Annotated in this window: 18 protein-coding genes and 1 riboswitch; of the genes, 13 read left to right on the plus strand and 5 right to left on the minus strand. The window is 66.4% G+C overall.

Annotated elements, in window-relative coordinates; genetic code table 11:
- Positions 1 to 87 precede the first annotated feature (87 nt).
- From DESPIGER_RS08030 to DESPIGER_RS08045, 4 genes are all read left to right on the plus strand, one after another.
- The gene (locus DESPIGER_RS08030; RefSeq protein ID WP_072335333.1) at positions 88 to 1,323 is read left to right on the plus strand and encodes a CoB--CoM heterodisulfide reductase iron-sulfur subunit A family protein; all 1,236 of its coding nucleotides are present in this window, start codon (positions 88 to 90) and stop codon (positions 1,321 to 1,323) included.
- A 5-nt stretch (positions 1,324 to 1,328) separates the two neighbouring features.
- Positions 1,329 to 3,590: an FAD-dependent oxidoreductase gene (locus DESPIGER_RS08035; protein WP_072335336.1), complete on the plus strand. Its 2,262-nt coding sequence runs from the start codon at positions 1,329 to 1,331 to the stop codon at positions 3,588 to 3,590.
- 13 nt (positions 3,591 to 3,603) lie between these two features.
- Positions 3,604 to 4,788, plus strand: coding sequence for a quinone-interacting membrane-bound oxidoreductase complex subunit QmoC (gene qmoC / locus DESPIGER_RS08040; protein WP_072335340.1), 1,185 nt, complete (start codon positions 3,604 to 3,606; stop codon positions 4,786 to 4,788).
- Positions 4,789 to 4,873: 85 nt separating this feature from the next.
- The gene (locus DESPIGER_RS08045; RefSeq protein WP_072335343.1) at positions 4,874 to 5,593 is read left to right on the plus strand and encodes a hypothetical protein; all 720 of its coding nucleotides are present in this window, start codon (positions 4,874 to 4,876) and stop codon (positions 5,591 to 5,593) included.
- 683 nt (positions 5,594 to 6,276) lie between these two features.
- On the opposite strand, the gene DESPIGER_RS08050 is transcribed toward DESPIGER_RS08045, so the two are convergent.
- Positions 6,277 to 7,218, minus strand: a complete 942-nt coding sequence (locus tag DESPIGER_RS08050) for an AEC family transporter (protein WP_072335346.1) — start codon at positions 7,216 to 7,218, stop codon at positions 6,277 to 6,279.
- Between the two features lie 228 nt (positions 7,219 to 7,446).
- The gene (gene ilvD, locus DESPIGER_RS08055; RefSeq protein ID WP_072335349.1) at positions 7,447 to 9,126 is read right to left on the minus strand and encodes a dihydroxy-acid dehydratase; all 1,680 of its coding nucleotides are present in this window, start codon (positions 9,124 to 9,126) and stop codon (positions 7,447 to 7,449) included.
- A 339-nt stretch (positions 9,127 to 9,465) separates the two neighbouring features.
- On the opposite strand from ilvD, the gene DESPIGER_RS08060 reads away from it, so the two are divergent.
- From DESPIGER_RS08060 to thiF, 5 genes are all read left to right on the plus strand, one after another.
- Positions 9,466 to 11,037, plus strand: coding sequence for a lipopolysaccharide biosynthesis protein (locus tag DESPIGER_RS08060; RefSeq protein ID WP_072335352.1), 1,572 nt, complete (start codon positions 9,466 to 9,468; stop codon positions 11,035 to 11,037).
- 309 nt (positions 11,038 to 11,346) lie between these two features.
- A riboswitch (TPP riboswitch) is annotated at positions 11,347 to 11,468 on the plus strand.
- A gap of 66 nt (positions 11,469 to 11,534) precedes the next feature.
- On the plus strand, positions 11,535 to 11,735 hold the full coding sequence (gene thiS, locus DESPIGER_RS08065; RefSeq protein WP_006008647.1) for a sulfur carrier protein ThiS: 201 nt from the start codon (positions 11,535 to 11,537) through the stop codon (positions 11,733 to 11,735).
- A gap of 76 nt (positions 11,736 to 11,811) precedes the next feature.
- Positions 11,812 to 12,597: a thiazole synthase gene (locus DESPIGER_RS08070; RefSeq protein ID WP_072335355.1), complete on the plus strand. Its 786-nt coding sequence runs from the start codon at positions 11,812 to 11,814 to the stop codon at positions 12,595 to 12,597.
- Between the two features lie 13 nt (positions 12,598 to 12,610).
- Positions 12,611 to 13,732: a 2-iminoacetate synthase ThiH gene (gene thiH, locus DESPIGER_RS08075; RefSeq protein WP_072335358.1), complete on the plus strand. Its 1,122-nt coding sequence runs from the start codon at positions 12,611 to 12,613 to the stop codon at positions 13,730 to 13,732.
- A 445-nt stretch (positions 13,733 to 14,177) separates the two neighbouring features.
- Positions 14,178 to 14,789 (plus strand): sulfur carrier protein ThiS adenylyltransferase ThiF, encoded by a 612-nt coding sequence (gene thiF / locus DESPIGER_RS08080; RefSeq protein WP_072335361.1) that lies wholly within the window; start codon positions 14,178 to 14,180, stop codon positions 14,787 to 14,789.
- 351 nt (positions 14,790 to 15,140) lie between these two features.
- Here thiF and DESPIGER_RS08085 read toward each other — a convergent pair whose 3' ends face one another.
- The 3 genes from DESPIGER_RS08085 to DESPIGER_RS08095 are packed head-to-tail and all read right to left on the minus strand — an operon-like array spanning position 15,141 to position 19,206.
- On the minus strand, positions 15,141 to 15,788 hold the full coding sequence (locus DESPIGER_RS08085) for a class II aldolase/adducin family protein (protein WP_072335363.1): 648 nt from the start codon (positions 15,786 to 15,788) through the stop codon (positions 15,141 to 15,143).
- Between the two features lie 3 nt (positions 15,789 to 15,791).
- Positions 15,792 to 16,841 carry a thiamine-phosphate kinase gene (locus DESPIGER_RS08090; protein WP_072335366.1) on the minus strand — a complete coding sequence of 350 codons (1,050 nt, stop codon included), beginning with the start codon at positions 16,839 to 16,841 and terminating at the stop codon, positions 15,792 to 15,794.
- Between the two features lies 1 nt (position 16,842).
- On the minus strand, positions 16,843 to 19,206 hold the full coding sequence (locus DESPIGER_RS08095) for an ATP-dependent helicase (RefSeq protein ID WP_072335369.1): 2,364 nt from the start codon (positions 19,204 to 19,206) through the stop codon (positions 16,843 to 16,845).
- Positions 19,207 to 19,453: 247 nt separating this feature from the next.
- Here DESPIGER_RS08095 and DESPIGER_RS08100 point away from each other — a divergent pair, with 247 nt between their 5' ends.
- The 4 genes from DESPIGER_RS08100 to speB all read left to right on the plus strand — a co-directional run bounded on the left by DESPIGER_RS08100 (position 19,454) and on the right by speB (position 24,346).
- On the plus strand, positions 19,454 to 19,975 hold the full coding sequence (locus tag DESPIGER_RS08100; RefSeq protein WP_072335374.1) for a hypothetical protein: 522 nt from the start codon (positions 19,454 to 19,456) through the stop codon (positions 19,973 to 19,975).
- 247 nt (positions 19,976 to 20,222) lie between these two features.
- On the plus strand, positions 20,223 to 20,726 hold the full coding sequence (locus DESPIGER_RS12645) for a class I SAM-dependent methyltransferase (protein ID WP_269456901.1): 504 nt from the start codon (positions 20,223 to 20,225) through the stop codon (positions 20,724 to 20,726).
- Positions 20,727 to 21,026: 300 nt separating this feature from the next.
- A complete protein-coding gene (locus DESPIGER_RS08110) occupies positions 21,027 to 22,661 on the plus strand; it encodes an L-lactate permease (RefSeq protein WP_072335380.1) in 1,635 nt (544 codons plus the stop codon).
- Between the two features lie 764 nt (positions 22,662 to 23,425).
- On the plus strand, positions 23,426 to 24,346 hold the full coding sequence (gene speB, locus DESPIGER_RS08115; protein ID WP_072335383.1) for an agmatinase: 921 nt from the start codon (positions 23,426 to 23,428) through the stop codon (positions 24,344 to 24,346).
- Positions 24,347 to 24,375: the final 29 nt, after the last annotated feature.

A 24,375-nucleotide genomic window follows, 5' to 3' on the forward strand; every position in this document is an offset into this window, starting at 1 on the left:
GCCGCCCGGCAATCCCATACAACCGGGCAGGCGTGCGCGCCGCCCCGCAGAGGGGCCACGGCGCTGCAACGCAGGAGGATATCCAGGATGTCCAACTCCATTCTCGTCGTGGGCGGCGGCTTTGCAGGCCTTACTGCCGCCATCGAAGCGGCGGAACTGGGCCACGATGTGTATATCGTGGAAAAGTCGCCCTACCTGGGCGGCCGTGTGGCCCAGCTCAACAAATATTTCCCCAAACTCTGTCCCCCCTCCTGCGGTCTGGAAATCCAGTTCCAGCGCATCAGGAAGAATCCCCGCATCAAATTTTTCACCATGGCCGAAGTGACCAAGCTGGTCGGCTGCAAGGGTGACTACACCGCCACCGTGAGCATCAAGCCCCGCAAGGTGGCCGCCCACAACGTGGACTTCACCCTCCTTGCCTCCAGCCTGGAAGGCACCGTGCCCAACGAGTTCGATTTCGGGCTGTCCCGGCGCAAGGCCCTGTACAAGTCCATGCCTTTCGCCTTCCCCAACCGCTTCGTGCTGGATACCGACGCCCTGAGCAAGGCTGACGCCGCCCGCGTCGCCGGCCAGAAGTTCCTGGACCAGAACGAGCCCGCCCGCGAGATCGAGCTCAATGTGGGCGCCATCGTGGTGGCCACCGGCTGGAAGCCCTACGACGTCACCAACCTGGCCAACCTGGGCGCCGGCAAGGTCAAGAACTGCGTCACCAACATGCAGCTCGAACGCCTGGCCTCCCCCTTCGGCCCCACCGGCGGCAAGATCGTCCGTCCCACCGACGGCCGCCGTCCCAAGCGCATCGCCTTCGTGCAGTGCGCCGGTTCCCGTGACCAGAACCACCTGAACTACTGCTCCTACATCTGCTGTATGGCCACCCTCAAGCAGTGCCAGTACATCTGCGAGCAGTACCCCGAGACCCAGATCTCGGTGTTCTACATCGACCTGCGCGCCCCGGGCCGCTACGTGAAGGTCCTGGACAAGGTGAAGGCCGCCCCCAATGTGCGCTTCATCAAGGGCAAGGTGGCCGACGTGGCCCAGGCCGCTGACGACAACGTCACCGTGACCGTTGAGGATGCCATCCGCGGCGAAAAACTGCATCTGGATTATGACATGGTGGTGCTGGCCACGGGCATGCAGCCCAGCCTGGCCACCGACAGCCTGCCCCTGCCCCTGCCCCTGGACGAAGACGGCTTCGTCATGGGCGGTGAAGAGGCTGGCATTTTTGCCGCCGGTTGCGCCCGCATGCCGCTGGACGTGATGCGTACCGCGCAGTCCGGCACGGCCGCCGCCCTCAAGGCGGTGCAAACGGTGAAAGGGAGGTAGGCGGCATGGCCAGCAAGATCGGCGTCTATTTTGACGTACAGAACATCGGCGGCGGCCTGGATGTGGAAGCCCTGGCCGAACAGGTCCGCGGCAAATGGAGCGACCTTGCCCCCGTGGTGAAGGTGCTGCCCATGCTGAGCGCGGCCGAAGACGAAGTGCGTGCCGACATCGAGGCCAGCGGCCTTGACGGCGTGCTCTTCTGCGGCGCCAGCCCCCGCGACGAAGCCACCCCCTGGCAGCTGCCCGTGCAGGTGGAACATGTGAACCTGCGCGAACAGTGCGTGCTCGCCTACAAGAACCCCGACGGTTCCGCCGTCAGCGGCGCGGCTCCCGCCCTGCTGACCCAGATGGCCACCGACTATGTGAACATGGGCGTGGTCAAACTGCAGAAGAGCAACGTGCCCGACTCCGCGGCCATCGAAGGCATCAAGCGCATCCTGGTCATCGGTGGCGGCTGGACCGGCCTCACCGCCGCCCAGGAAGCCGCCAGGACCGGCTATGAGGTCATCCTGGTGGAAAAGGCCGACAAGCTCGGCGGCGCGGTCAACAACATGCCCGTGGGCTCGCCCCTGCAGGCTCCCTGGGAAGACCGCCAGCCCACCAACCTGGCCGACAAGATCGCCGCTGTCACCGGCGACAGCAGCATCACCGTGCTGCTCAACGCCCACATGGCCAAACTGGAAGGCCAGCCCGGCGAGTTCAAGGCCACCGTGGCCACCGCCGACGGCGAACAGACCTTCGACATCGGCTCCGTGGTCCTGGCCACCGGCTGGGTGCCGCTGGCTGAAAAGTATCTGGAAAGCATGGGCCTGGGCGTGAACCCCAAGGTCGTCCATGCCGCCCAGTTCGCCAAGATGCTGGGCGAAGGCAAGGTCGACGCCCGCCGCATCGCCTTCGTGCTCGACACCACCATCGCTGAAGAAGCCCTGCAGAAGGCCGCTGACGAAGCCGCCGCCGCCGAGGCCGAAGCCCCCGCCGCCGAAGCTCCCGCCGAGGAGGAGGAAAAGGGCTTCGTCAAGGAGAACCTGGAAAGCATCAAGCACCTGCGTTACTCCAACGCCGTCAACAGCGTGGGCATGCTGCGCATGGCCAACATCATCTGCGACAAGACCAATGACGCCGTGCAGGCCTTCGTGCTGTACAAGGACATGACCATCCCCGGCATCCTGGAACGCTTCTACAAGAAGATGCAGGACCGTCTGGGCCTGATGATGACCAAGGCCGACGTGACCGACATCCGTGACGCCGGCAACCACATGGTGGTCAGCTGCAAGAACACCCTGCTGGGCATGGACTTCGATCTGGACGTGGATCTGGTGGTGCTGCCCACGGGCGTAGTGCCCACGACCGCCAAGGACGTGGTGGTGGAATTCGACTACCGCCAGGGCCCCGACTTCCCGGATCTGCAGCTCTTCGACGGTTTCGCGGACTCCAACTACATCTGCTTCCCCTACGAAACCCGCCGTACCGGTGTCTACGCCGCCGGCTGCGTGCGTCAGCCCCAGACCCTGGACGCCTGTGAAGAAGACGCCCGCGGTGCCGTGCTCAAAGCCATCCAGTGTGTGGAAGCCGCTTCCCACGGTGTGGCCGTGCACCCCCGCTCCGGCGACAATTCCTACCCGGTGTTCAACTTCGTGCGCTGCACCCAGTGCAAGCGCTGCACCGAAGAATGCCCCTTCGGCGCCCTGGACGACGACGAAAAGGGTACGCCCAAACCCAACCCGGCCCGCTGCCGTCGTTGCGGTACCTGCTTCGGCGCCTGCCCCGAGCGCGTGATCTCCTTTGCCAACTACAACATCGACCAGATCGGTTCCATGATCCGCGAAGTTGTGGTGCCCAAGGACTTCAAGAAGGAAGGCCCCCGCATCCTCATCCTGGCCTGCGAAAACGACGCCTACCCCGCCCTGGACATGGCCGGTATGCGCCGCAAGGCCTGGAGCCCGTACTGCCGCATCATCCCCGTGCGCTGCCTTGGCTCCGTCAACGCCATCTGGGTGTCTGACGCCATGAGCAAGGGCTTCGACGGCGTGCTGCTGCTGGGCTGCAAATATGGCGAAGACTACCAGTGCCACTTCATCAAGGGTTCCGAGATCTGCAACCGCCGCAAGGAAAACATCGCCGAGACCCTGAACCGTCTGGGCGTGCAGCCCGAGCGCGTTGACCAGCTCGAAGTGGCCATCGACGAATATGACAAGGTGCCGGACATGATCGACGAATTCGTCGCTCGCATCGTGGAACTCGGCCCCAACCCGTTCAAGGGCATGTAGGAGGAAGGCTGCAATGGCACAGAATATTCTCAAGCCGGATTCCACCTTTACGCGGGAGCTGATGGAAGCGGGCGGCGAAAGCCTGAAAAAATGCTATCAGTGCGCCACCTGCTCCGTGGCCTGCCCCATGGCTCCGGAAAACGCTCCCTACCCCCGCAAGGAAATGGTGTGGGCGTCCTGGGGCCTCAAGGAAAAGCTGGCCACCGACGTGGACCTGTGGCTCTGCCACAACTGCGGCAACTGCGCGGACCTCTGCCCCCGCGGCGCCCGTCCCGCCGACGTCATGGGCGCCGCCCGCAACATGGTCTACCGCGATCTGACCGAGCCCACCATCGTGGGCAAGTGGATGAGCAAGCCCTCCGGCCTGCCCTTCCTCTTCGCCATCCCGGCCCTGCTGTGGCTCTTCATCTGGTGGATCCGCGCCGGCTTCAATGACGGCAACTGGTTCCCCCGCGCCGCCGACGGCCGCATCGTGTTCGGTCAGGTGTTCTATGGTGACTACACCATCGACCCCATCTTCATGATCACCTTCTTCGGGGCCTGCTTCATCCTCTACAAGGGCGTGCGCAAGCTCTGGGGCATGTTCAAGCCTGAAGGCCGCCTGACCGTGCTTGGCAAGACCAAGGCCTGGTACTGGCACCTGCTGGACGTGCTCATCGACGAAGTGGTCACCCACCGCAAGTTCGACGACTGCGAAGCTGGTCCCAAGACCGGTACCTATGTGCCCAACCGCAAGGCCGGCCACATGATCCTGGTCTACAGCTTCGTCATCCTGGCCTTCGTGACGGCTGTGGTGGCCCTGGGCCACTGGGGCGGCAAGATCATCCCGCTCATCAAGATCGAGACCCCCATGCCGCTGCTGTACCCTGTGAAGATCCTGGCCAACCTCGGCGCCATCATGCTGGTCTGCGGCCTGGCCATGCTCACCGCCCGCCGCCTGAAGCTGAACCCCAAGCATCAGGGTTCGAGCTGGTATGACTGGTACCTGCTGGGCATCATCTGGCTGGTGGCCGTGACGGGCATCCTGTCCCAGGTCTTCCGCCTGGCCGATGCCATCCACCCCGCCTTTGTGGTGTACTACCTGCATCTGGTCTTTGTGTGGATGCTCTTCGCCTACCTGCCGTGGTCCAAGCTCGGTCACTTCGTGTACCGTACCGCGGCCCTGCTGTTCGTCCGCATGTACGGGCGCGGCTACTAGGATGGTCTTCCGGGCCGTCGCCCCGTGACGGCGGCCCGCACAGGCTCACACTGCAAAACACCGTTCTCCGAGGAGGAGGCCGAAAATGTCTGATACCGCTCGCAAAATGTTCCCTGTGGAAACCGTCCTGGCCCTGGCCGTCGCCAAGAAGGGCGCGGACGTGAAAGATATCGCCGGTTACATCACCGGTCGCAGCATCGTCTGTGACGCCTGCGCCGCCGCCGTGGCTCCCTTCGCCGCTGCCTGGCTGGCCAAGCTGTCCCCCAAGTTCCTGGACATGAACTACAAAGACGGTGACAACTGGGGCGACTTCGTCAACCAGGGTGCCCGTCTGCTGGGCGACACCATCTCCCTGCCCCCCATGGACGACTGCCTGAAAAACGCCGTCGCCACCGTGCTCGACATGATGGACGACATGCACGGCACCATGGTCAGCCAGCGCGCCGAGATCGCCGACCTGCGCCAGCAGGTGGAGACCCTGGCCCCCTATCAGGGCAAGACCGAAGAACTGCAGAAGAAGTGCGACAAGCTGGAAGACACCATCAAGACCATGAAGACCGACATGGGCGGTCTGCGTCGCCAGGTGGCCGAGTTCCAGGGCAAGGTCGCCATCAACCATGACGAACTGATGCAGAGCATCAAGGACGCCATCAAGGACAACCTGAAGAACATCACCGTGGGCGTGGCCGCTGCCGGCGTGGCCGGTGAAGCCGCCGCCGAAGAACCCGCCCAGGAAGAAGGCGGCGTGCCGGACGATTTCGGTTTCGGCACCAGCGGCGCCAACTCCGACGGCTTCGGCTTCTAGTCCCAAGTCAAGGCATCGCCTTTCAAGGCGCGTCCGTTCCGGCGGGCGCGCCTTTTTTCATGGTCGCTGGCGCGGGGCAAAAGGGGCAGTGCCATATGGCAGCCCCTGCCCGGGATGAGGGGGAGCCGTAGCGCGACAACCTCCGTCCAATGGCGGTTATTACTCGCTACGGGGAGGAGAAAACTCGCGTAGCGCGACAGCCAGCCGTCCGCTGGATGGCCGCTGCCCGGCCCCCGGGCCTGGTCGCCTCCGCGGCGGAGCGGCAAGGGGTCGGGGCCTGCGCGGCCCCAGCCCCCCTGCACCCCCGTGCCCCGCGTCTGGTCCCCGGTTTCATCACGGCGCGCCGAAGGCGGGGCGGCACCACGCCTTCGGCGTACGCCGCCCAAGCGGCGCGCTCAATACATGGGGAAAACAGCCCAAGAGATATAAGAGGCCGCACGGCTGGAAAAAGGGATCATGGGGAGGCAGGCCATGCGCGGCAGGGCTGGGCAGAAGCAGGGCGAATGGTCCAGCCAGAGAAAAAGACAGGCCGCTCCGTCAGGGCGGCCTGTCCGATAAAGCGCGTTTGGAGGAGGATGGGAGGAGCTTGAGGGGGGAAGGAGGGACCTTTAGCTCGCGCGTAAAGGTCCCTCCTTCCCCCCTCAACAACTCCGGGCTCCCGCTCTCGCCCCTCCCCTTCAGCGCTAGAGCGAAAGCAGGGTCATGGCCACAGGGATGGTGACGGCGGAGATCAGGGTCGAGAGGCTGACCATCAGGGCGCCGAATTCGGCATCGGTCTTGTAATAGGCGCTCAGGATGGAGATCTGCATCATGCAGGGCAGGCCGGACTGGATGATGAACACCTTTTCCATGAGTTCGGGCAGCTCCACAAAGTGCAGCATGCCGGCCAGGATCAGGGGGCAGGCCACCATCTTGCCCAGCAGGGCCAGCACCAGGTCACGCGACAGGCGCAGGTGGCGCAGGTCCATCTTCCAGAGGCAGACACCGATGAAGATCAGGGCCAGCGGCGTGGTGAGGTTGCCCAGATAACGGGCGACATCCTGCAGGAAGCCCGGCAGGCGGAAATCCAGCAGGGTCAGGGCAGCCCCGGCCAGAAAGCCCAGCATGGGCGGCGAAAAGACATGGCGCACATTGTCCAGCACGCTGTCGTGGCCGCGCAGCTCTTCGTTGTCGTGGCTCACGGCATAGTTGCCTATGGTCCAGAAAAAGGTGGTGTTGGCAAAGAAATACAGCAGGACATAGGGGGCCGCGCTTTCTCCGAACAGGGCCAGGTTGACCGGCAGGCCGATGAAGACCGTATTGGAGGTGGCGAAGCTGGTGCAGAACAGGCCGAGATGCCGCCGCTCCACGCGTGCTATCCTGGCCACCAGCAGGGCCACGGCAAAGGTCAGCAGGATGCTGAGCAGCGGGAACAGCGAGCCGTAGAGCAGATGGACGAGATCGTCCCGCCCGAAGGAATGGATGATGGTATAGAAAAGATAGGGCGGCAGGGCCACGGAGGTGACCAGCCGGGGCAGCAGGATCTGGGTCTCGGGCGAGAACCAGCCCTTGCGCGCTAGCATGTAGCCCAGCGAGACGATGAGCAGCAAACCGAAGATCCCCTGAAGGGCATGCAGAAAAACCATGGCGGCACCTGTGCGGCAGGAAGAGGGTCTGTCCGGGAAAGACAGTCCCGCACTGCGCCGGCGGCAATGCGGGACCATCGGCAAAGAGCGGGCGTCCTCCGGCGTGCGGGCATCACGGCGGCCCCAGAGGGCCGGGGATGCCCGCAGGGAACAGGCGCCCCGGGGCACGGACACCGGCAGGCTGCCCTGCCGGCCGCCCTGGGCGCCTGCTCCGGCCGGGAAAGCGTCCTAGACTTTCTTGTACATGGCGCCGCTGTCGGCGGAGCTCACCATGCTGGCGTAACGGCGCAGCACGGGATAGGGGCATTCCTTCTGCGGCGGCACCAGCCCGGCGCGACGGCGGGCCAGTTCGGCCTCGTCCACCAGCAGGTCCAGCTTGCGGTTGGGGATGTCCACCAGGATGCGGTCGCCGTCGCGCACCAGGGCGATGGGGCCACCGTTGGCGGCTTCAGGCGAGATGTGGCCGATGGCCGCACCGTTGGTACCGCCGGAGAAGCGGCCGTCGGTGAACAGGGCCACGTCCTTGCCCAGGCCCATGCCGGTGATGGCGGCGGTGGGGGACAGCATCTCGCGCATGCCGGGGCCGCCCTTGGGACCTTCGTAGCGCACCACCACACCGTCGCCGGGCTTGATCTTGCCGTCGAGGATGGCGCGCATGGCGTCTTCCTCGCTTTCGAACACGCGGGCGGTCACTTCGCGGCGCATCATCTCGGGCGCCACGGCGGACTGCTTGACCACGGCGCCGTCAGGGGCCAGCGAGCCGCGCAGGATGGCGATGCCGCCTTCCCTGGAATAGGCGTTGTCGATGGTGTGGATCACGTCCGTATCCAGGATATGGGCGTTGCGCTCCTTCAGGTTCTCGCCCACGGTCTTGCCGGTGACGGTCATGCAGTCCTTGCGGATCAGGCCCAGCTTGTCCAGCTCGCTCATGACGGCCGGGATGCCGCCGGCGTTCTCCAGGTCCACCATGTAGTGGCGGCCGGCGGGCGAGAGCTTGCAGAGGTTGGGGCTCTTGCGGCTCACGTCGTCGAAGACGGACAGGTCGATGTCCAGACCGGCTTCATGGAAGATGGCGGGCAGGTGCAGGGTGGTGTTGGTGGAGCAGCCCAGGGCCATGTCCACGGCGATGGCGTTCTCCACGGCGCCGCGGGTCACGATGTCGCGGGGGCGGATGTTGCGCTTCACCAGGTCCATGACGCGCATGCCGGCCTGCTTGGCCAGGCGCACACGGGCCGCATGCACGGCCGGGATGGTGCCGTTGCCGGGCAGGGCCACGCCGATGGTCTCGGCCAGGCAGTTCATGGAGTTGGCCGTGAACATGCCCGCACAGGAACCGCAGCCGGGGCAGGCGCGTTCTTCCCACTGGGTCAGTTCTTCTTCGGTCATCTGGCCGTTGCGCACGCGGCCCACGCCCTCGAACAGGGTGATGAGGTCGCCCTGCTTGCCGGGGGCCAGGGTGCCGGGCAGCATGGGGCCGCCGGAGACCAGCACCGAGGGGATGTTCAGACGCATCATGGCCATGAGCATGCCGGGCACGCACTTGTCGCAGTTGGGGATGAAGACCAGGGCGTCGAAGGCATGGGCGCGGGCCATGATCTCGATGGAGTCGGCGATGAACTCGCGCGAGGGCAGGGAGAAGCGCATGCCTTCGTGGTTCATGGCGATGCCGTCGCACACGGCGATGGCGGGGAATTCCAGGGGGGTGCCGCCGGCCATGCGCACGCCGGCCTTGACGGCCTCGGCCAGCTTGCCCAGGTGCAGGTGGCCGGGCACCACTTCACTGGCGGCGTTGACCACGCCCACCAGAGGACGTTCCATTTCCTCGCGGGTCAGGCCCAGGGCATAAAGCAGGGAACGGTGAGGGGCCTTTTCCAGGCCGGATTTCATTTTTTTGCTGTTCTCTTCCATGACGGTATCCTTTGGACGTTTGTCGGCAGCCCGCACGGCGGCAGGAGTCCGCAAAGGGGTCGTACGGGGGTCTTGTGCATGGGCGTCACGGGGGCAGCGGCGCGGCAGCCCGCCGCATGGTGGCGTTGGGGGCGGGGCGGGACCGCCGGTAAGGCGGCCGCTCCCGGCGCGGCAGGGCCGCGTCCTCCGGTGCGCTGTTTGTGCGTGCGCTCAATGTTTTTTCATACGCAAAAAGCCGGGGGCCGTAAACACTTGAGCCCTGTGCCGGAGGCCCCGGCAGGGCGTTCCGGGCCCCATTCCCGGCTTGTGGCACGCCGCAAAGTGGGCTAGGTTTCCCGCATGGAAAACAGGACGACTCCCCCCTCAACGCCAAGCCTGGCGCGTCGCTATATATGCAAGCTGCTGGCCAACGTGGCCTCCGTGCCGGTCTATCTGGCCATGGAAGCCATCCTGCCCCGTGCCCTGGGCCCGGCCATGTACGGCAATTACAGCTTTGCCACCAATTTTTTCCAGCAGCTGTTCATGTTCCTGGACATGGGCACGTCCACCTGTTTCTACAATGCCCTGTCCCGGCGCCAGTCAGAGACGGGCCTCATCAGCTTCTACATGCGGCTCAGCCTGCTCATCGCCGTCATCAGCCTGCTCATCGCCGGAGCCATGCAGGTGCCCGCCATCGGCAGCCGGCTCATGCCCGACGTGCCCCTGTGGCTGGCGCCGCTGGCCGCCATCTGGGCCTTTTTGACCTGGTGGGGCCGCGTGCTCCGCTCCATGAACGATGCCGTGGGCGCCACCGTGCAGTCCGAGATGGTGCGCACCGTGGTCTCGCTTTCGGCCGTGTTCCTGCTCATCGGCCTGTTCCTGCTGGACTGGCTGAACATCTTCAGCCTTTTCGGCCAGCAGTACGCCATGCTGGGCGTCACGGCCCTGGGCTACTGGATCGTCACCCGGCGCCACTGGGAACGCTGCTACGGCGGCCCGGACGCCACCTTCTGCCTGCGCCTGAGCGCCGACAGCAACAAGGCCTACTGCCACGAGTTCTTCACCTACAGTCATCCGCTCTTCGTCCAGGCCCTGCTTATCTTCCTCATGGCCGCCGCGGAACGCTGGCTGCTGCAGTGGTTCGACGGCAGCGCCGAGCAGGGCTATTTTGCCCTGGGCCACAAGGTCTGCCTGGCCTGCCTGATGTTCGTCTCGGCCATGACGCCGCTGGTCATGCGTGAGCTCTCCATCGCCTGGGGGCAGCGCGACCTCCAGCTCATGGGCCGTCTGGTCAACCGCTTCGCCCCCCTGATCTACGCCGTGGCCGCCTACTTCGCCTGCTTCAGCATGGCCGAGGGCCCGGCCCTGGTGCGCATCTTCGGGGGCGCGGAGTTCACGGCCGCCATCCTGCCCGTGCAGATCATGGCCCTCTACCCCCTGCACCAGTCCTATCTGCAGCTGGCCAGCTCCGTGTTCCACGCCTCGGGCCGCACCCGCGAACTGCGCAACCTCACCCTGCTGGAATGCGTCTACGGCATGACCACGGCCTGGTTCCTGCTGGCGCCCGAAGCCTACGGCGGCCTGCATCTGGGGGCCGTGGGCCTGTCCATCAAGACCATCGCCGTGCAGTGCGTGACCGTCAATATCTGCCTCTGGCGCGCCTCGCGCTTCGTGCCCATCCGCCTGCTGCCCATCATGCTGCACGAGATCTGGTGCGTGCTGGTGCTGGCCGCCGTGGCCTTTGCCTGCCGCGAGCTCACCCTCATGCTGGGCCTGGGCGGCATCGACTCCCTGCTGCGCTTCCTGGTCTCCGGCGTCGTCTACACCCTGGCCGCCGCGCTCACGGCCCTGCTCATCCCCCAGCTGCTGGGCATGAGCCGCGCCGAGATGCGCGAAAAGATCCAGAAGCTGCGTGCCCGCCTGGGACGCTGAGGCTGCGGCAGCGGGAAGGAACGGGCCGCATCCCTCCTTCGCCCCGCGCTCCCCCCTCCTCGCCCACACCGTCCCTGTCACGGGAACAGGGCTGGGCGCAGGAGACCTTCCCGGACACAGGCCCCCGGGAACGGCGGGCGCAGGCCGCTCCTGTGAGGGAGGGGTGCCGGGCCCCGTCACCCGGGAGGGCAGGCCGGGCATGGGCACGGGAGCCGCCCCGGCAAGGCTCCTGGCAGGGACGGCGCAGGGAAAATCCTCCGGCGGGGGAGCTGCCCCCTTGCAATATTTCCGTCCCGGGACTAGTTTTTTGCTTCCGGCTGGGGGAGCCTGCGGGCTGAGAAAGGGTGCAAGGACCCTGACCCCTAGGATCGCCGTGCGATCCTGTACCTGATGCAGATAGTGCTGTCGAAGGGAAGCTGGCAACGTGCGCTTTTTGTGCGCCCAACGTGCCCGTTTCGCCCTCTTGCAAGGTGGACGGGTTTTTTTGTGGAGGCAGTATGCAACTCACCATCAATGGCGAAGCCTGTACCTGTGCCGAAGGCCTGACCGTGGCGGCCCTGCTGCGGGAGCGGGAACACGATGCCACCGCCGTGGTCGTGGAACACAACGGCCGGATCGTGCCCGCCGCGGACTTCGCGGCCACCGCCCTGAACGAAGGCGACGTGCTGGAGATCGTGCAGTTCGTGGGCGGCGGTTAGCCGCCGGCGCGACGACGTTTTTTCTTCCCCTGCGCCTGTGCGCACCGCGCGGCCCGGTCGGCCGCAGGAGACCATCATGAGCGATTTTCAGAACAACGATCCCCTCATCATCGGCGGCGTGGAACTGCAGAGCCGCCTGTTCATCGGCACCGGCAAATACAGCAATGACGCCCTCATCCCCGACGTCTGCGCCAGCAGCGGCGCGCAGGTGATCACCGTGGCCATGCGCCGCGTGGAAAAAGGCCGGCAGGGCATCATGGGCCACATCCCCTCCCACATGCGGCTGCTGCCCAACACCTCCGGCGCCCGCACCGCCGAAGAGGCCGTGCGCCTGGCCCGGCTGGCCCGTGCCGCCGGCTGCGGCGACTGGATCAAGATCGAGGTCATCTCCGATACCCGCCACCTGCTGCCCGACGGCTACGAGACCGCCAAGGCCACCGAGATCCTGGCCAGGGAGGGCTTCACCGTGCTGCCCTACATCAATCCCGACCTCTATGTGGCCCGCGCCTGCGTGGATGCCGGTGCCGCCGCCGTCATGCCCCTGGGCGCGCCCATCGGCACCAACCGCGGCCTGCGCACCCGCGAGATGATCGGCATCCTCATCGAAGAGATCGACCTGCCCATCGTGGTGGACGCCGGTATCGGCCTGCCCTCCCATGCCTGCGAGGCCATGGAGATGGGCGCCGCCGCCTGCCTGGTGAACACCGGCATCGCCTCGTCCACCGATCCTGTGCTCATGGGCCGCGCCTTCCGCCAGGCCGTGGAAGCCGGTCGCGCCGCCTGGCTGGCCGGTCCCGGTGCCGTGAGCGCCAGCGGCGAAGGCGCCCGGGCTTCCTCCCCGCTGACGGGCTTCCTGCGCTAGGTCGGAGGCAGACATGGAAAACTTTCAGCAATATCTGGAGAGCTGGCCGCGCGAACGCCGCAGCCGGATAGCCGCCGGCGCCACCGAAGACCAGGTGCGCGCCGTGCTGCGCAAGGACTACCTGCAGCCCGCCGACTTCCTGACCCTGCTTTCGCCCGCGGCCGCGCCCCTGCTGGAGCAGATGGCCCAGCGCGCCCATGAGCTGACCCTGCGCTACTTCGGCCGGGCCGTGAACCTGTTCACGCCGCTCTATGTGTCGGACTACTGCACCAACCAGTGCCGTTACTGCGGCTTCAATGCCAACAACACGCAGCCGCGCCGCCACCTGAGCCCCGACGAGGCCTACGAAGAGGCCAGGGCCATCGCCGACATGGGCCTGCAGCACATCCTGCTGCTCACCGGCGATGCCCGCAAGCTCTCCTCGCCCGAGTACATCGCGGAGATCGCCCGCCGCATCAAGCCCCTGTTCGCCAGCGTGGGCATCGAAGTCTATTCCATGACCGAGGACGAATACCGTCTCATGGTGGAAAGCGGCGTGGACAGCATGACCATGTTCCAGGAGACCTACAATCCCGAGCTCTACGACTGGCTGCATCCGGTGGGCCCCAAGAAGGACTACGCCTTCCGCCTCAACGCCCCCGAACGCGCCGCCCGCGCGGGCATGCGCTCCCTGGGCCTGGGCGCCCTGCTGGGCCTGGACGAGTTCGAACAGGACGCCTTCGCCACCGGCCTGCACGCCTGGTGGCTGCTGCGCCATTACCCCGGCGTGGACGTGGGCCTGTCCATCCCCCGCATCTGCTCGCACGAGGGCAGCTTCGACATCCCGCACGCCCTCGATGACCGCCGCTTCGTGCAGTATGTGACGGCCCTGCGCTGCTTCCTGCCGCGCTCGTCCATCACCTGCTCCAGCCGCGAGAGCGCCTTCATGCGCGACCACCTGATCCCGCTGGGCGTGACCCGCGTCTCGGCCGGCGTGTCCACCGCCGTGGGCGGCCGCAAGACCCACGCCGACAACAGCGGCCAGTTCGACATCACCGACCACCGCAGCGTGGCGCAGATGATCGCCGACCTGGCCAGGAACGGCTACCAGGCCGTCATCAAGGACTGGGAAGACCCCACCCTGACCCACGCCTAGGCAGAGTGTTGCTGAGGGGAGGGGGACCCCATCGCTGCTGTCGATGCCCGTAGCTTCCTTTGTCGCAACGGGCACGGCTTTGCAGGCCGTATTTTGAGGGGAGGGGGGACCCCTCGCGCTGCTGTCGATGCCCGTAGCTTCCTTTGTCGCAACGGGCACGGCCCTGCGGGCCGCCATTCGGTCGCTGCTGGCGCGAGAGGGGTCCCCCCTCCCCTCAAGCTCCCCTCCCCCTCCCCAGCGCGCTTTATTCGGGAGGGACGTCTTTCCGCCGGAAAGACGTCCCTCCTTTTCATACGGGGGCGGGCAGACCACCTCTTCATGAGGGGCCGGGTTCGCCCGTTGTGGCCGGGTCCCTGTCCATTCCTGCGGATGCGGCCCGGAAAAGGCTGTTTCAGGATGAAGTGTGGACGCATCCATCCGTAAACCGTTTTTCAGGGAGTCTGCCATGAGTGAGAACGTGTTGCGTCAGGGCCTGACGCGCTATCTTTCCCCGGCCCGGCTGGAGGCCCTGCGTGCCGCCCGGGTGGGCGTGGCCGGTGCGGGCGGCCTGGGCTCCAATGCCGTCCTGATGCTGGCCCGCAGCGGTGTGGAACATTTCCTGCTCATCGACGATGACGTGGTGGATGCGTCCAACCTCAACCGGCAGCAGTTCTGGCCCCGGCATCTGGGCCGCCCCAAGGTGGAGGCCCTGGCCGAACTGGTGCGGGAGCTGAACCCCGATGCCCGGGTGGAGACCTGCCGCCTGCGCATCGACGCCGCCAACGTGGACGGGCTGGTGGCCCGCTGCCCCCTGTGGCTGGAAGCCCTGGACGGCGCGGCGGACAAGCGCCTGCTGGTGGAAAGGGCCATGCTCTCGGGCCGCCGCATCGCCAGTGCCTCGGGCATGGGCGGCTTTGGCGGCAAGCCCATGCAAAAACGCGTGCTGGGCAATCTGGTGCTGGTGGGCGACTTCGAGACCGACATCCTCGAATATCCGCCCCTGGCCCCGCGCGTGACCGAGGCCGCGGCCCTGCTGGCCGACGCCATGCTGGGATTCATCCTCACCGGCGTGGGATAGGTCTTTTCTGGGGGGGCTCCTTCCCTTGATGCCTTGCGCCTGACGCGGCCTGAAAAGGAGGACGTGCCCATCCCACAGCTGCCTGTATCGCCAACGGGTACGGCCTGCGGCTGCCTTACGTCGCTACGGACAAAGGGATGGCCCGCCCCTTTTTCTCCATGTTTCTCCATAACGACAGGATGGCCCTTGTCGGCACCTGCCCAGAGCCATGACGAACGTACGGCCCCGGACTGCATGGCAGTCCGGGGCCGTACGTTCTGATAAAGCGCGCTGGGGAGGGGGAGGGGAGCTTGAGGGGAGGGGGGACCTCCTCTCGCGCTAGGCGAGGGGTCCCCTCTCCCCTCAATAAAACTACAGCCCGGCCAGCAGCTGGATAGCGGCCAGATGTTCCAGTTCTTCGCTGAGGGTGAGGGCCTGGCCCGGACAGGGGGCCGAGGCGCACAGGCCGTGGCGGGCCATCCACACGGCCTCGAAATCGCGGGCGGCCTGCCCCACGGCCTCGGCCAGCTGGCGGGTGCCGGGTTCGAAGGCCGGAGCGTAGCCCAGCCGGGCCCGCCAGACGCCGGACTCGAAGACCGGCAGTTTCAAAAAGCGCTCCTGCCAGTCCTCCCGGCTCTCCAGCTTCAGGGCCAGGGCCAGCAGCTGCCGGGGATGGGTGTGCAGGATGGCCCCGCACTGGGGGCGGGCCGCGTAGACTTCCAGATGCATGAGGCCTTCGCTGGACGACGGCCCGCCGTACAGGGTGGCGCCGCTCCGGGCATCCAGCACGCACAGGTCCCGGAGCGTCAGGCGCCCCTTGGCCGCGCCGCTGCGGGTGATGACGATGCGCTCGCCTTCGGGGCTTTGCCAGCGGCAGCTGGCGTTACCGTTGCAGCCGGCCAGCATGCCGCCGTGCCAGGCTTCGCGGCAGACGTCGGCCAGCTCCCGGACGATGGACGACGGCAGCCCGGCCAGGGCGATGTCCCGGCCCCGGCGCTGATGGAAACAGGGAAAAGGCATGGTCTAGGCCTCCGCGGATACGGCAAAATGGTCGAAGCCCCGGAGCGTGTCCAGCGGCTCGTTGTTGCAGGTCAGTTCCCCGTCATCGGTGATGGTGCCGATGCTCATGAAGCCGGGGATGGCCGCGTGCAGGATGGGCAGCATGTCCGGGGCGCAGGAGCCCAGCAGGGCGTAATCCTCGCCGCCCAGCAGGGCCTCGTGCACGGGGTTGAGCCCGTTCTCGCGGGCATGGCGCACCACTTCGGGATGGAGCATGCCCTGCGGCAGCAGGATGGCCGCCCCCAGACCGCTGTCCGTGGCGGTGCCCGTGTCGCCTTCGCGCCGGGCCCGGCTCTCGCCGGTACGGCCCAGCAGGCGCGGCAGGTCGCGCATGATGCCGTCGGAAAGGTCCATCAGTGCCGGGGGACGGGCATTGGCGCCCGCCCGGGCCAGCATGAGCCCGGCATCCACCTGCGGCACGGGCAAAAGATGTGCGGCGCAGGCAGCGGGCCAGCGCTCCAGCGCGGCCCGGCCTTCCCGCTCCAGCACCTGCAGGCCCACGCGGGCCAGGCCCGGACGCCCCACCACGAACAGGCTGTCCCCGGGCATGGAGCCGCCCCGCACGAGGAAGTCCCCGCCCGTGTAGGATTCGCCCCAGATGGTGATGCACACATGCAGGAAAGGGCTGCGGGACAAATCGCCGCCCGCCAGGGCCAGGCGCTGTTCCTGCGCCAGGGCGGCCATGCCGGAGAAAAAGCGGTCGAGCCACAGCGCATCCACGTCATCGGGCAGGCCCAGGGCCAGGGTGAAGGCCAGCGGACGGCCGCCGCAGGCCGCGATGTCGCTCACATTGACGGCCAGGGCCTTGTGGCCGATCTCCTCGGGCGTGAAATAGGACCGCCGGAAGTGGACATCCTCCAGAAAAAGGTCGCTGCTCACGCACAGGGGCGTGCCGGCCTTGAGCACGGCGCAGTCGTCGCCCCTGCCCAGCAGCAGGGAAGGGTGCGTGGCCGGGAAATGCCGGGCCAGGCAGGCAAGGATGCTGTCCTCGGAAGCGCGCGAAGGCTGGGACATATCAGTCCTCCAGTTGCAGATAGTCGGCCAGGATGACCTTGACCCCGAAACCGGCAAAGTTCACCTGCACCTTGTTCGGGGGCATGAGGCCGAGGATCTTGCCCCGGCCGAAGATCTTGTGGCGGCAGAAGCAGGGCCGCCTGCCCGCGGCCACGGCCCCGGCGGCCGCCAGCACCGAACCTCCGGCAGCCTCACCGGCGGGAGCGGCAGGGGCGGACGCGGCAGGGCGCCCGCTGCCCGCAGCGCCTCCCGGCCGTTCGTCCGGGGGCAGCTGGCAGTCATCGGCATCCTGCAGGGCGCGGGTGGCGGCCAGACGCCGGGCCGGGCTCAGCCCGGCAGGGGCGGCAAGGCCCGTATGGCGGCCGCGCCCGAAGCCCGCGCCGGGGCCGGACGGGGCCGCACGCCCGGCGAAGGGATCGGCGGACATGCCGCCGCGCGCCCGTTTGCTCAGGCCGCCGCCGTAACTTTCCACCCACTCTTCGGTCAGACCGGCGGGCAGCTCGCGCACAAAGGGGCTCTGGGCCACATGCTGCGTGCCTTGCTCGGCCTTGCTGTAGATGGTGGCCGGCGAATACAGGTCCAGCTCCTGCCGGGCGCGGGTGCAGGCCACGTACATCAGGCGGCGTTCCTCTTCAAAGTCCTCGGGGCGCGCCAGAGCGTGGCGCGAGGGGAAGCGGTCCTCCACCAGGTCGATGATCAGCACGGCGTTCCACTCCAGGCCCTTGGCCGAGTGCACCGTGGAAAGGGTGATGCGGCCCTCGTTGTCCTCGTCTTCCTCGTCGGGGGAGTCCAGGGCCAGGTCGGCCAGGAACAGATCAAGGTCGTTGTAGCCCGAGGCCATCTGCAGGATCTCTTCCAGGCCCTGCTGGCGGCGGGGCCAGTCTTCGGGATAGCGGCTCTCCAGCACGGGGCGGTAATGGTCCACGATGAGCTCCAGCGCCGTCACCGGATGCAGCGGGCGGGCGCGCATCTCGGCGATGAAGCGCAGGTCCTCGCGGAAGGAGGGGAAGCGGGCGCAGGCCTTGTCCAGGGCCGGACCGTCGGCGCTCTGGGCCACGTTGTAGAGCTTGAGCACGGTCTTGGGGCCGATGCCCTCGTGCAGCTCGGCCACGCGCGAGAAGGCGGGCATGTCCAGCGGGTTGAGCAGCAGGCGGGCGTAGGCCATGACGTCCTTGACGTGGGCCGCCTCGGTGTAGCGCAGGCCGCCGTACTTGCGGAAGGCGATGCCCGCCTGGTTGAGGGCCATCTCCAGATGGTAGGAATGGAAACCCGCCCGGAAGAGCACGGCGATCTCGTGCGGCAGGTGCCGGGTCAGCAGGTCCTCGATGCGGCGCACCACCAGCCTGGCCTGGCTCATGTCGCTGAGGGGCGTCACCAGGCGCACCGGCGCGCCGCCCTCCCTGCGGGTGAACAGTTTTTTGCGGAACGATTCCGTGGCGTGTTCCAGCAGGTTGTTGGCCACGTCCAGGATGGGCCTGGTGGAGCGGTAGTTCTCCTCCAGCCGGATGATGCGGGCCCCGGGGAAAAGCTTGGGGAAATCGAGGATGTTGCGCACATTGGCGCCCCGGAAGGCATAGATGGACTGGGCCTCGTCGCCCACGGCCATGACGTTGCCCGGCGGCAGGCCTTCGCCCTCCGGCCCGGCCAGCAGACGCACGATGCGGGCCTGCACCAGGTTGGTGTCCTGATATTCGTCCACCAGGATGTGCGTGTAGCGGCGGCGCAGGTTCCCGGCCGCGCGTTCGTTGGTGCGCAGCAGATGCTCCAGCTCGAACAGCAGGTCGTCGTAGTCCAGCAGGCCCTTTTCCTTGCGGTAGGCATCGTAGGCCTCGCCCAGCCGCATCAGCGGCTCGGCATAGGGCAGCAGGTGGAAGGCCTCGCGCTGCAGGACCTCGTCCAGGCGCATCTCCTTGTTCCGGGCCTTGCTCAAAAAGCCCACGATGGCCTGGGTGCGCGGGAAGGAACGGTCCCCCTTGCCCAGCCGGAGCTCGTCCTTGCAGGCCTTGACCGCCGCGTTGATGTCCGCGCTGTCCATGACCGTGAAGGGGCGGTCCTCCAGCCAGTCGGGCCGGTAACGGCGCAGCACGCCGAAGGCGAAGGAATGGAAGGTGCCCCCCTGCACCAGGCTCAGGGCATGGTCGGACAGGGCCGCGGCCCGTTGCAGCATCTCCTGCGCCGCCTTGCGGGTGAAGGTGAGCAGCAGCATGGATTCCGGCGGGACACCGTGATCCGCCAGCCAGGACAGGCGGTAGGTGATGGTGCGGGTCTTGCCGGAACCGGCACCGGCCACGACCAGGACCGGCCCGTCGCCGCAGGTGGCGGCCTCGTACTGGGCGCTGTTGAGCGCGTGCGCGTAATCAATCATCGTTACAGATTAGCATAAAGGCGCCGGGCAGGCCAGAGGAGCCCACGGGCGCATCCCGCCCGGGCGGCGCCCGTGCGGGCCGGAAGGCCGCTGCGGGACCTTTCCCCCCACCGCGGCCCCGCCTCTCGGCGCATCCTTTCCCCATCCGTTCTTCTTCCCGGTAGAAAAAGGAAAATCCCTCCACCAGTTGACGCCGCCGGACGGGAATCGTAAAGTAGCTTGAAATTTTTTGCACAAAGGATTTTCCATGCCTACGCCTCAAGAAGAATTCCAGAATGCCGTCCTGCGCATCCTGGAAGCCGTGATGTTCGAGAACTGGATCCGTTTCTACTTCCTCACCGAAAAGCTGGATGCGCCTGTGGAAGAAGGCGCGGAAAAGCCCCTGTTCGTGGCCATCCCCGAGCAGGGCATGCAGCGCATCAGGGAGCTGTATCCCGAGCTGCTGCCCCTGGCCGAGAGCCTGAACGGCAAGGAGATCAGCTTTGCCCTGTCGCAGCAGGCCGTCTGTTCCTTCGTCATGGAACATCTGGACGGCAAGGTCATGCCCCAGCGCATGGCCGAGACCGTGTTCGACAGCACCACCTTCCAGACCCGCATGCAGCTGTTCAACGCCTGGGTGCAGATGCACGAGAACCAGCTTGACCAGAGCTTCATGGAGTTCGGCAGCTGGCGCGAACTGTTCGCCCAGTGGTGTTCCACGGACCAGGTGAAGGAACTGGCCACCCGCATGGCCGCGCCGCGCGCCGAAGGTAACGGCACCACCCACTAGTCATGGCAGATCCTGTGGCCGCCTCCGGGGCGGCAAGCCCATTCCGCGCCGGGACGGTCCTGCGACCGCCCCGGCCTTCGCTTCTGGACGCCGTGGCGCACAGCGGCGTGCTCCGGGCCCTGGCCGCCTGGGGCGACAGCGGCGGCGGGCAGCCCCCCTGCTGCTGGACGGCACGGCCGGCAACGGTCACGACTGCCTTTTCCTGGCCCGCCAGGCCCCGGCGGGCAGCCTGCTGCTGGCCCTGGACATCCAGGAGGCCGCCCTGCGGGCCAGCCGGGCACGGCTGGAACAGGCAGGCCTGGCTGTGCGCTGCTGTGCCTCTGCCGCGGCGGCCTGTGCCCTGCCCCCCCTCCCTTCCCACATGACGGACATCCGTCTCGTCCTCCATTCCCATGCGGCCCTGCCGGAGCTGCTGGACGCCCTGTCCGAAGAAGACAGGCAGCGGCCCCTGCTGGCGGGCATCTTCAATTTCGGCTACCTGCCGGGCACGGACAAACGCCGCACCACCACGGCGGCGGGCAGCCTGGCGGCCGTGGATGCCCTGCTGGAGCGGCTGGCCCCGCAAGGCTGCCTGAGCCTGCACTGCTACACCGGCCACGAAGGCGGCGCGGCCGAAGAGGCCGCCCTTGCCCAAAGACTGGCCCGTCTGGAGCCCCGGCGCTGGCGTGTGCTGCACTGCCGGGACGCCAACAGGGAAAGCCGCGGCGAAAGCATTCTGCTGGCCGAGCGCCTGCCTGTGCGGCAGCGCTGATCCCAGCCTGAAAGAGCCCCGGAAGGGGCTTTTTTTACAGGATTTTCCCGTCAGAAAAAGTTTGAAAAAATATTTTATGAATTATTTTATGATATAAAAATAGTTATTAAATTCAATAAATTAAAAGAAAGTTTCGTTAGCGAAAAAAAGCGAAAATAGCCTCCTTTTTATCCCTAACCTATTGCATTTTCATCATTGCCAGCATAATCTTAGCGTTAAGGATGTATTTGTGTCGCCTGTCCTCGGGCAGGGGCCGGACGGACCGACGGCACGCTTTTTTTTAGTAGAAGGGAGAGAAAGATGGCTTGGACTCAGGTTTACGAACCCCTGGGAGGCATCGGCCTGTCGGCCCTGGCGGCATCCGTTCCGCTGATCATTCTGTTCTACATGCTGGCCTTCCGGCAGGCGAAAGGCCATATCGCCGCCGTGGCCGGTCTGGTGGGCGCCCTGCTGGTGGCCGTCCTGGTCTGGAAGATGCCGGTAGGCCTGGCAGTCAATTCCGTGGCGCTGGGGGCCTGCTTCGGCCTGTTCCCCATCGTCTGGATCGTCATCACGGCCGTGTGGGTCTACAACATGACCGTGGAATCCGGTGAGTTCGAGATCATCAAGGACTCCCTGGCCCGCCTGACGGACGACCGCCGCCTGCAGGCCCTGTTCATCGCCTTTGCCTTCTCCTGCTTCATCGAAGGCACCGCCGGTTTCGGCACGCCCGTGGCCATCGCCGCCGCCATGCTGGTGGGCCTGGGCTTCACCCCGCTGTGGGGCGCCGGTATCGCCCTGATCGCCAACACCGCCCCCGTGGCCTTCGGCGCCATCGGCGTGCCGCTGATCGTGGCCGCCCAGGTGTCCGGCCTTGACCAGATGACCGTCTCCGCCATTGCCGGTCGCCAGCTGCCCCTGCTGTCCCTGATCGTGCCCCTGTGGGTGTGCGTGGTCATGTGCGGCTTCAAGCGTTCCATGGAAGTGCTGCCCGCCATCATCGTGGCCGGTGTGGCCTTTGGCGGCGCGCAGTTCCTGCTGGCCAACTTCCACGGCCCGACCCTGCCCGACATCGCTTCCGCCATCGCCACCATCGTGGCCCTGATGCTGCTGCTCAAGGTCTGGCAGCCCAAGAGCATCTTCCGCTTCGAAGGCGAAGCCCCCTCCAATCTGGAAGGCCAGGGCTATCCCCTGTCCGTGGTCATGCGCGCCTGGGCTCCGTACCTGGTGCTGGCCGTGTTCGTGTTCTTCTGGGGCCTGGGTTCCTTCAAGGCCATCCTCAACGGCATTCCCGGTACCGTGTTCAACATCTCCTGGCCCGGCCTGGACGGCGAGATCATGAAGACCGCCCCCATCGTGCAGGCTGATACCGTGTACGGTGCCAAGTTCACCTTCAACTGGCTGTCCGCCGGTGGTACCGCCATCCTGCTGTCCGGTCTGGTGTCCGTGCCCTTCATGCCCAAGTACGGTTACGGCAAGGCCATCGCCTGCTTCATGCGCACCCTGAAGCAGCTGACCTTCCCCATCCTGACCATCGCCATGATCCTGGGCCTGGCCTACCTGATGAACTACTCCGGCATGAGCTCCACCCTGGGTCTGGCCTTCACCCACACCGGCTGGCTGTTCCCCTTCTTCTCTCCCCTGCTGGGCTGGCTGGGCGTGTTCCTGACCGGTTCCGACACGTCCTCCTGCGCCCTGTTCGGCGGCATGCAGAAGGACACCGCCCTGGCCGTGGGCATGCGCCCCGAACTGGCCGTGGCCTCCAACGCCTCTGGTGGCGTGACCGCCAAGATGATCTCGCCCCAGTCCCTGTCCGTGGCCACCGCCGCCACCAACAATGCCGGTCAGGAAGGCAAGCTCTTCCGCTTCACCATCGGTCACAGCATCGGCATGACCCTGGTGCTCTGCGTGCTGGCCTACCTGCAGGCTGGTCCCCTTTCCTGGATGCTGCCCTAACGGGTACAGCGCAGGCCTGAGGGCCTGACAGACCAATATCGGCAAGGGCCCCGGTTTTCCGGGGCCCTTTTCGCATGGGATCGGGGGCCCGCGCCGCCGGTCACGGGCGCCCCCCGGCGCGCACGGCGCAGGGCAACATCATCGACTTTCTTGAAATCTGCGATGAGGCGCGCACGGCGCAGGGCCCTCAAAAGGCCGGATGCGCTCACGGCAGGCAGAACGCTCCCTCCCTTTCCCCGGGAGCTTTTTCCGGGCCCCCCTGCCGCAGGGGGCCCTGCCCCGGGAAAGGCGACATCCCCGGACCAGGGCGCAGGGAGCGCAGCGGCGGGGACCGTTTTTTGACCATGCCCGCTTTTTTCTTGCAGCGGCCCTGCTCCCCATAGTATTGGGAGGCGGGACGGACGGCCCTCCGGGCCCGGCCAGTTCCGGGAAGCCGGAAAAACAATGCCCGGAACGCTGTCCTGGCCGCCGGGACAACCGGCCGCCAGCGGTCCTCCGCCGTCCCGGCGGCGCGGAGGTGCGGGGCTGTGCAATATTTTTGTCCCCCCGTATGGCTCCGGCAGGCCTCATGTAAAAAAAATTAAACGGCCCTTCTGCCTGAATCAAAATAAAAAACAGTAAAAACAGTAAGATAGAAAAATATTCCGAGCTGGATATCTTGGCACGCCTTATGCAGTAAGCTAAGTACCTTCCTTTCTTACTGACAGTTCAACCGAAACGGCCTGCCCCCCCAGCAGGCCGTTTTTCTGTCTGGAGACACGAGCATGTCCAGCCCCGACACCGTCTGTCATCAGGAATTCGACGAAAGCCGTTTCCTGTCCTCGGAATACGTACCAGCCCGGCCGGAAAAGGCCGCCTTCCACATCATCCCCGTCCCGCTGGAGCAAAGCGTCTCCTACGGCGGCGGTACCGCCCGCGGGCCGGCCGCCATCCTGGCCGCCTCGCAGCAGCTGGAGGCCTGGGACGGCATCAGCGCCCCGGGAGAAGCGGGCCTGTACACGGCCCCTGCCGTGGACTGTGACGCCCCCATCGGGACCGTGCTGGAGCGCATCGAGGCCGCCACGGCCCATGCCCTGCACTGCAAGGCCCTGCCCGTCATCCTGGGCGGTGAGCATACCGTGACCCTGGGCGCCCTGCGTGCCCTGGCCGCCGAGGCCGCGCGCACGGGCGAGCCCTTTGGCGTGGTGCAGTTCGATGCCCATGCGGACCTGCGTTCCCAGTATGAGGGCTCCATCTATTCCCACGCCAGCGTCATGCACCGGGCCGTGGCCGACCTGGGCCTGCCGCTGGCCCAGTTCGCCATGCGCGACTTCTGCCGCGAAGAAGTGGACGTGCGCCGCCGGTACAATGTCTTGCACTACGATGCCGACATCCTCTTCCGCCAGGGCCTGCCGGAACGGCCCCTGCCCGAGGATTTTCCCCGCCGTCTTTACATCACCTTCGACGTGGACGGCCTGGACGCCTCGCTGATGCCCGCCACGGGCACGCCCTCGCCCGGCGGCCTGTTCTGGCATCAGGCCCTGCTGCTCATCGAGCGCTGCCTGAAGGGCCGCAGCATGGCCGGCATGGACGTGGTGGAGCTGGCTCCCCTGCCGGGCCTGCACCACGCGGACTTCACCGCCGCCAAACTCACCCACGCCCTCATGGGCTTTGCCCAGCGCGCCGGTCTGCCCCGCAAGGCATAACGGCCGGAGCCCCCTTTGGGAGGAAAAGG

Source organism: Desulfovibrio piger, assembly GCF_900116045.1.
In the GTDB taxonomy this organism is placed as follows: Bacteria; Desulfobacterota; Desulfovibrionia; order Desulfovibrionales; family Desulfovibrionaceae; genus Desulfovibrio; species Desulfovibrio piger_A.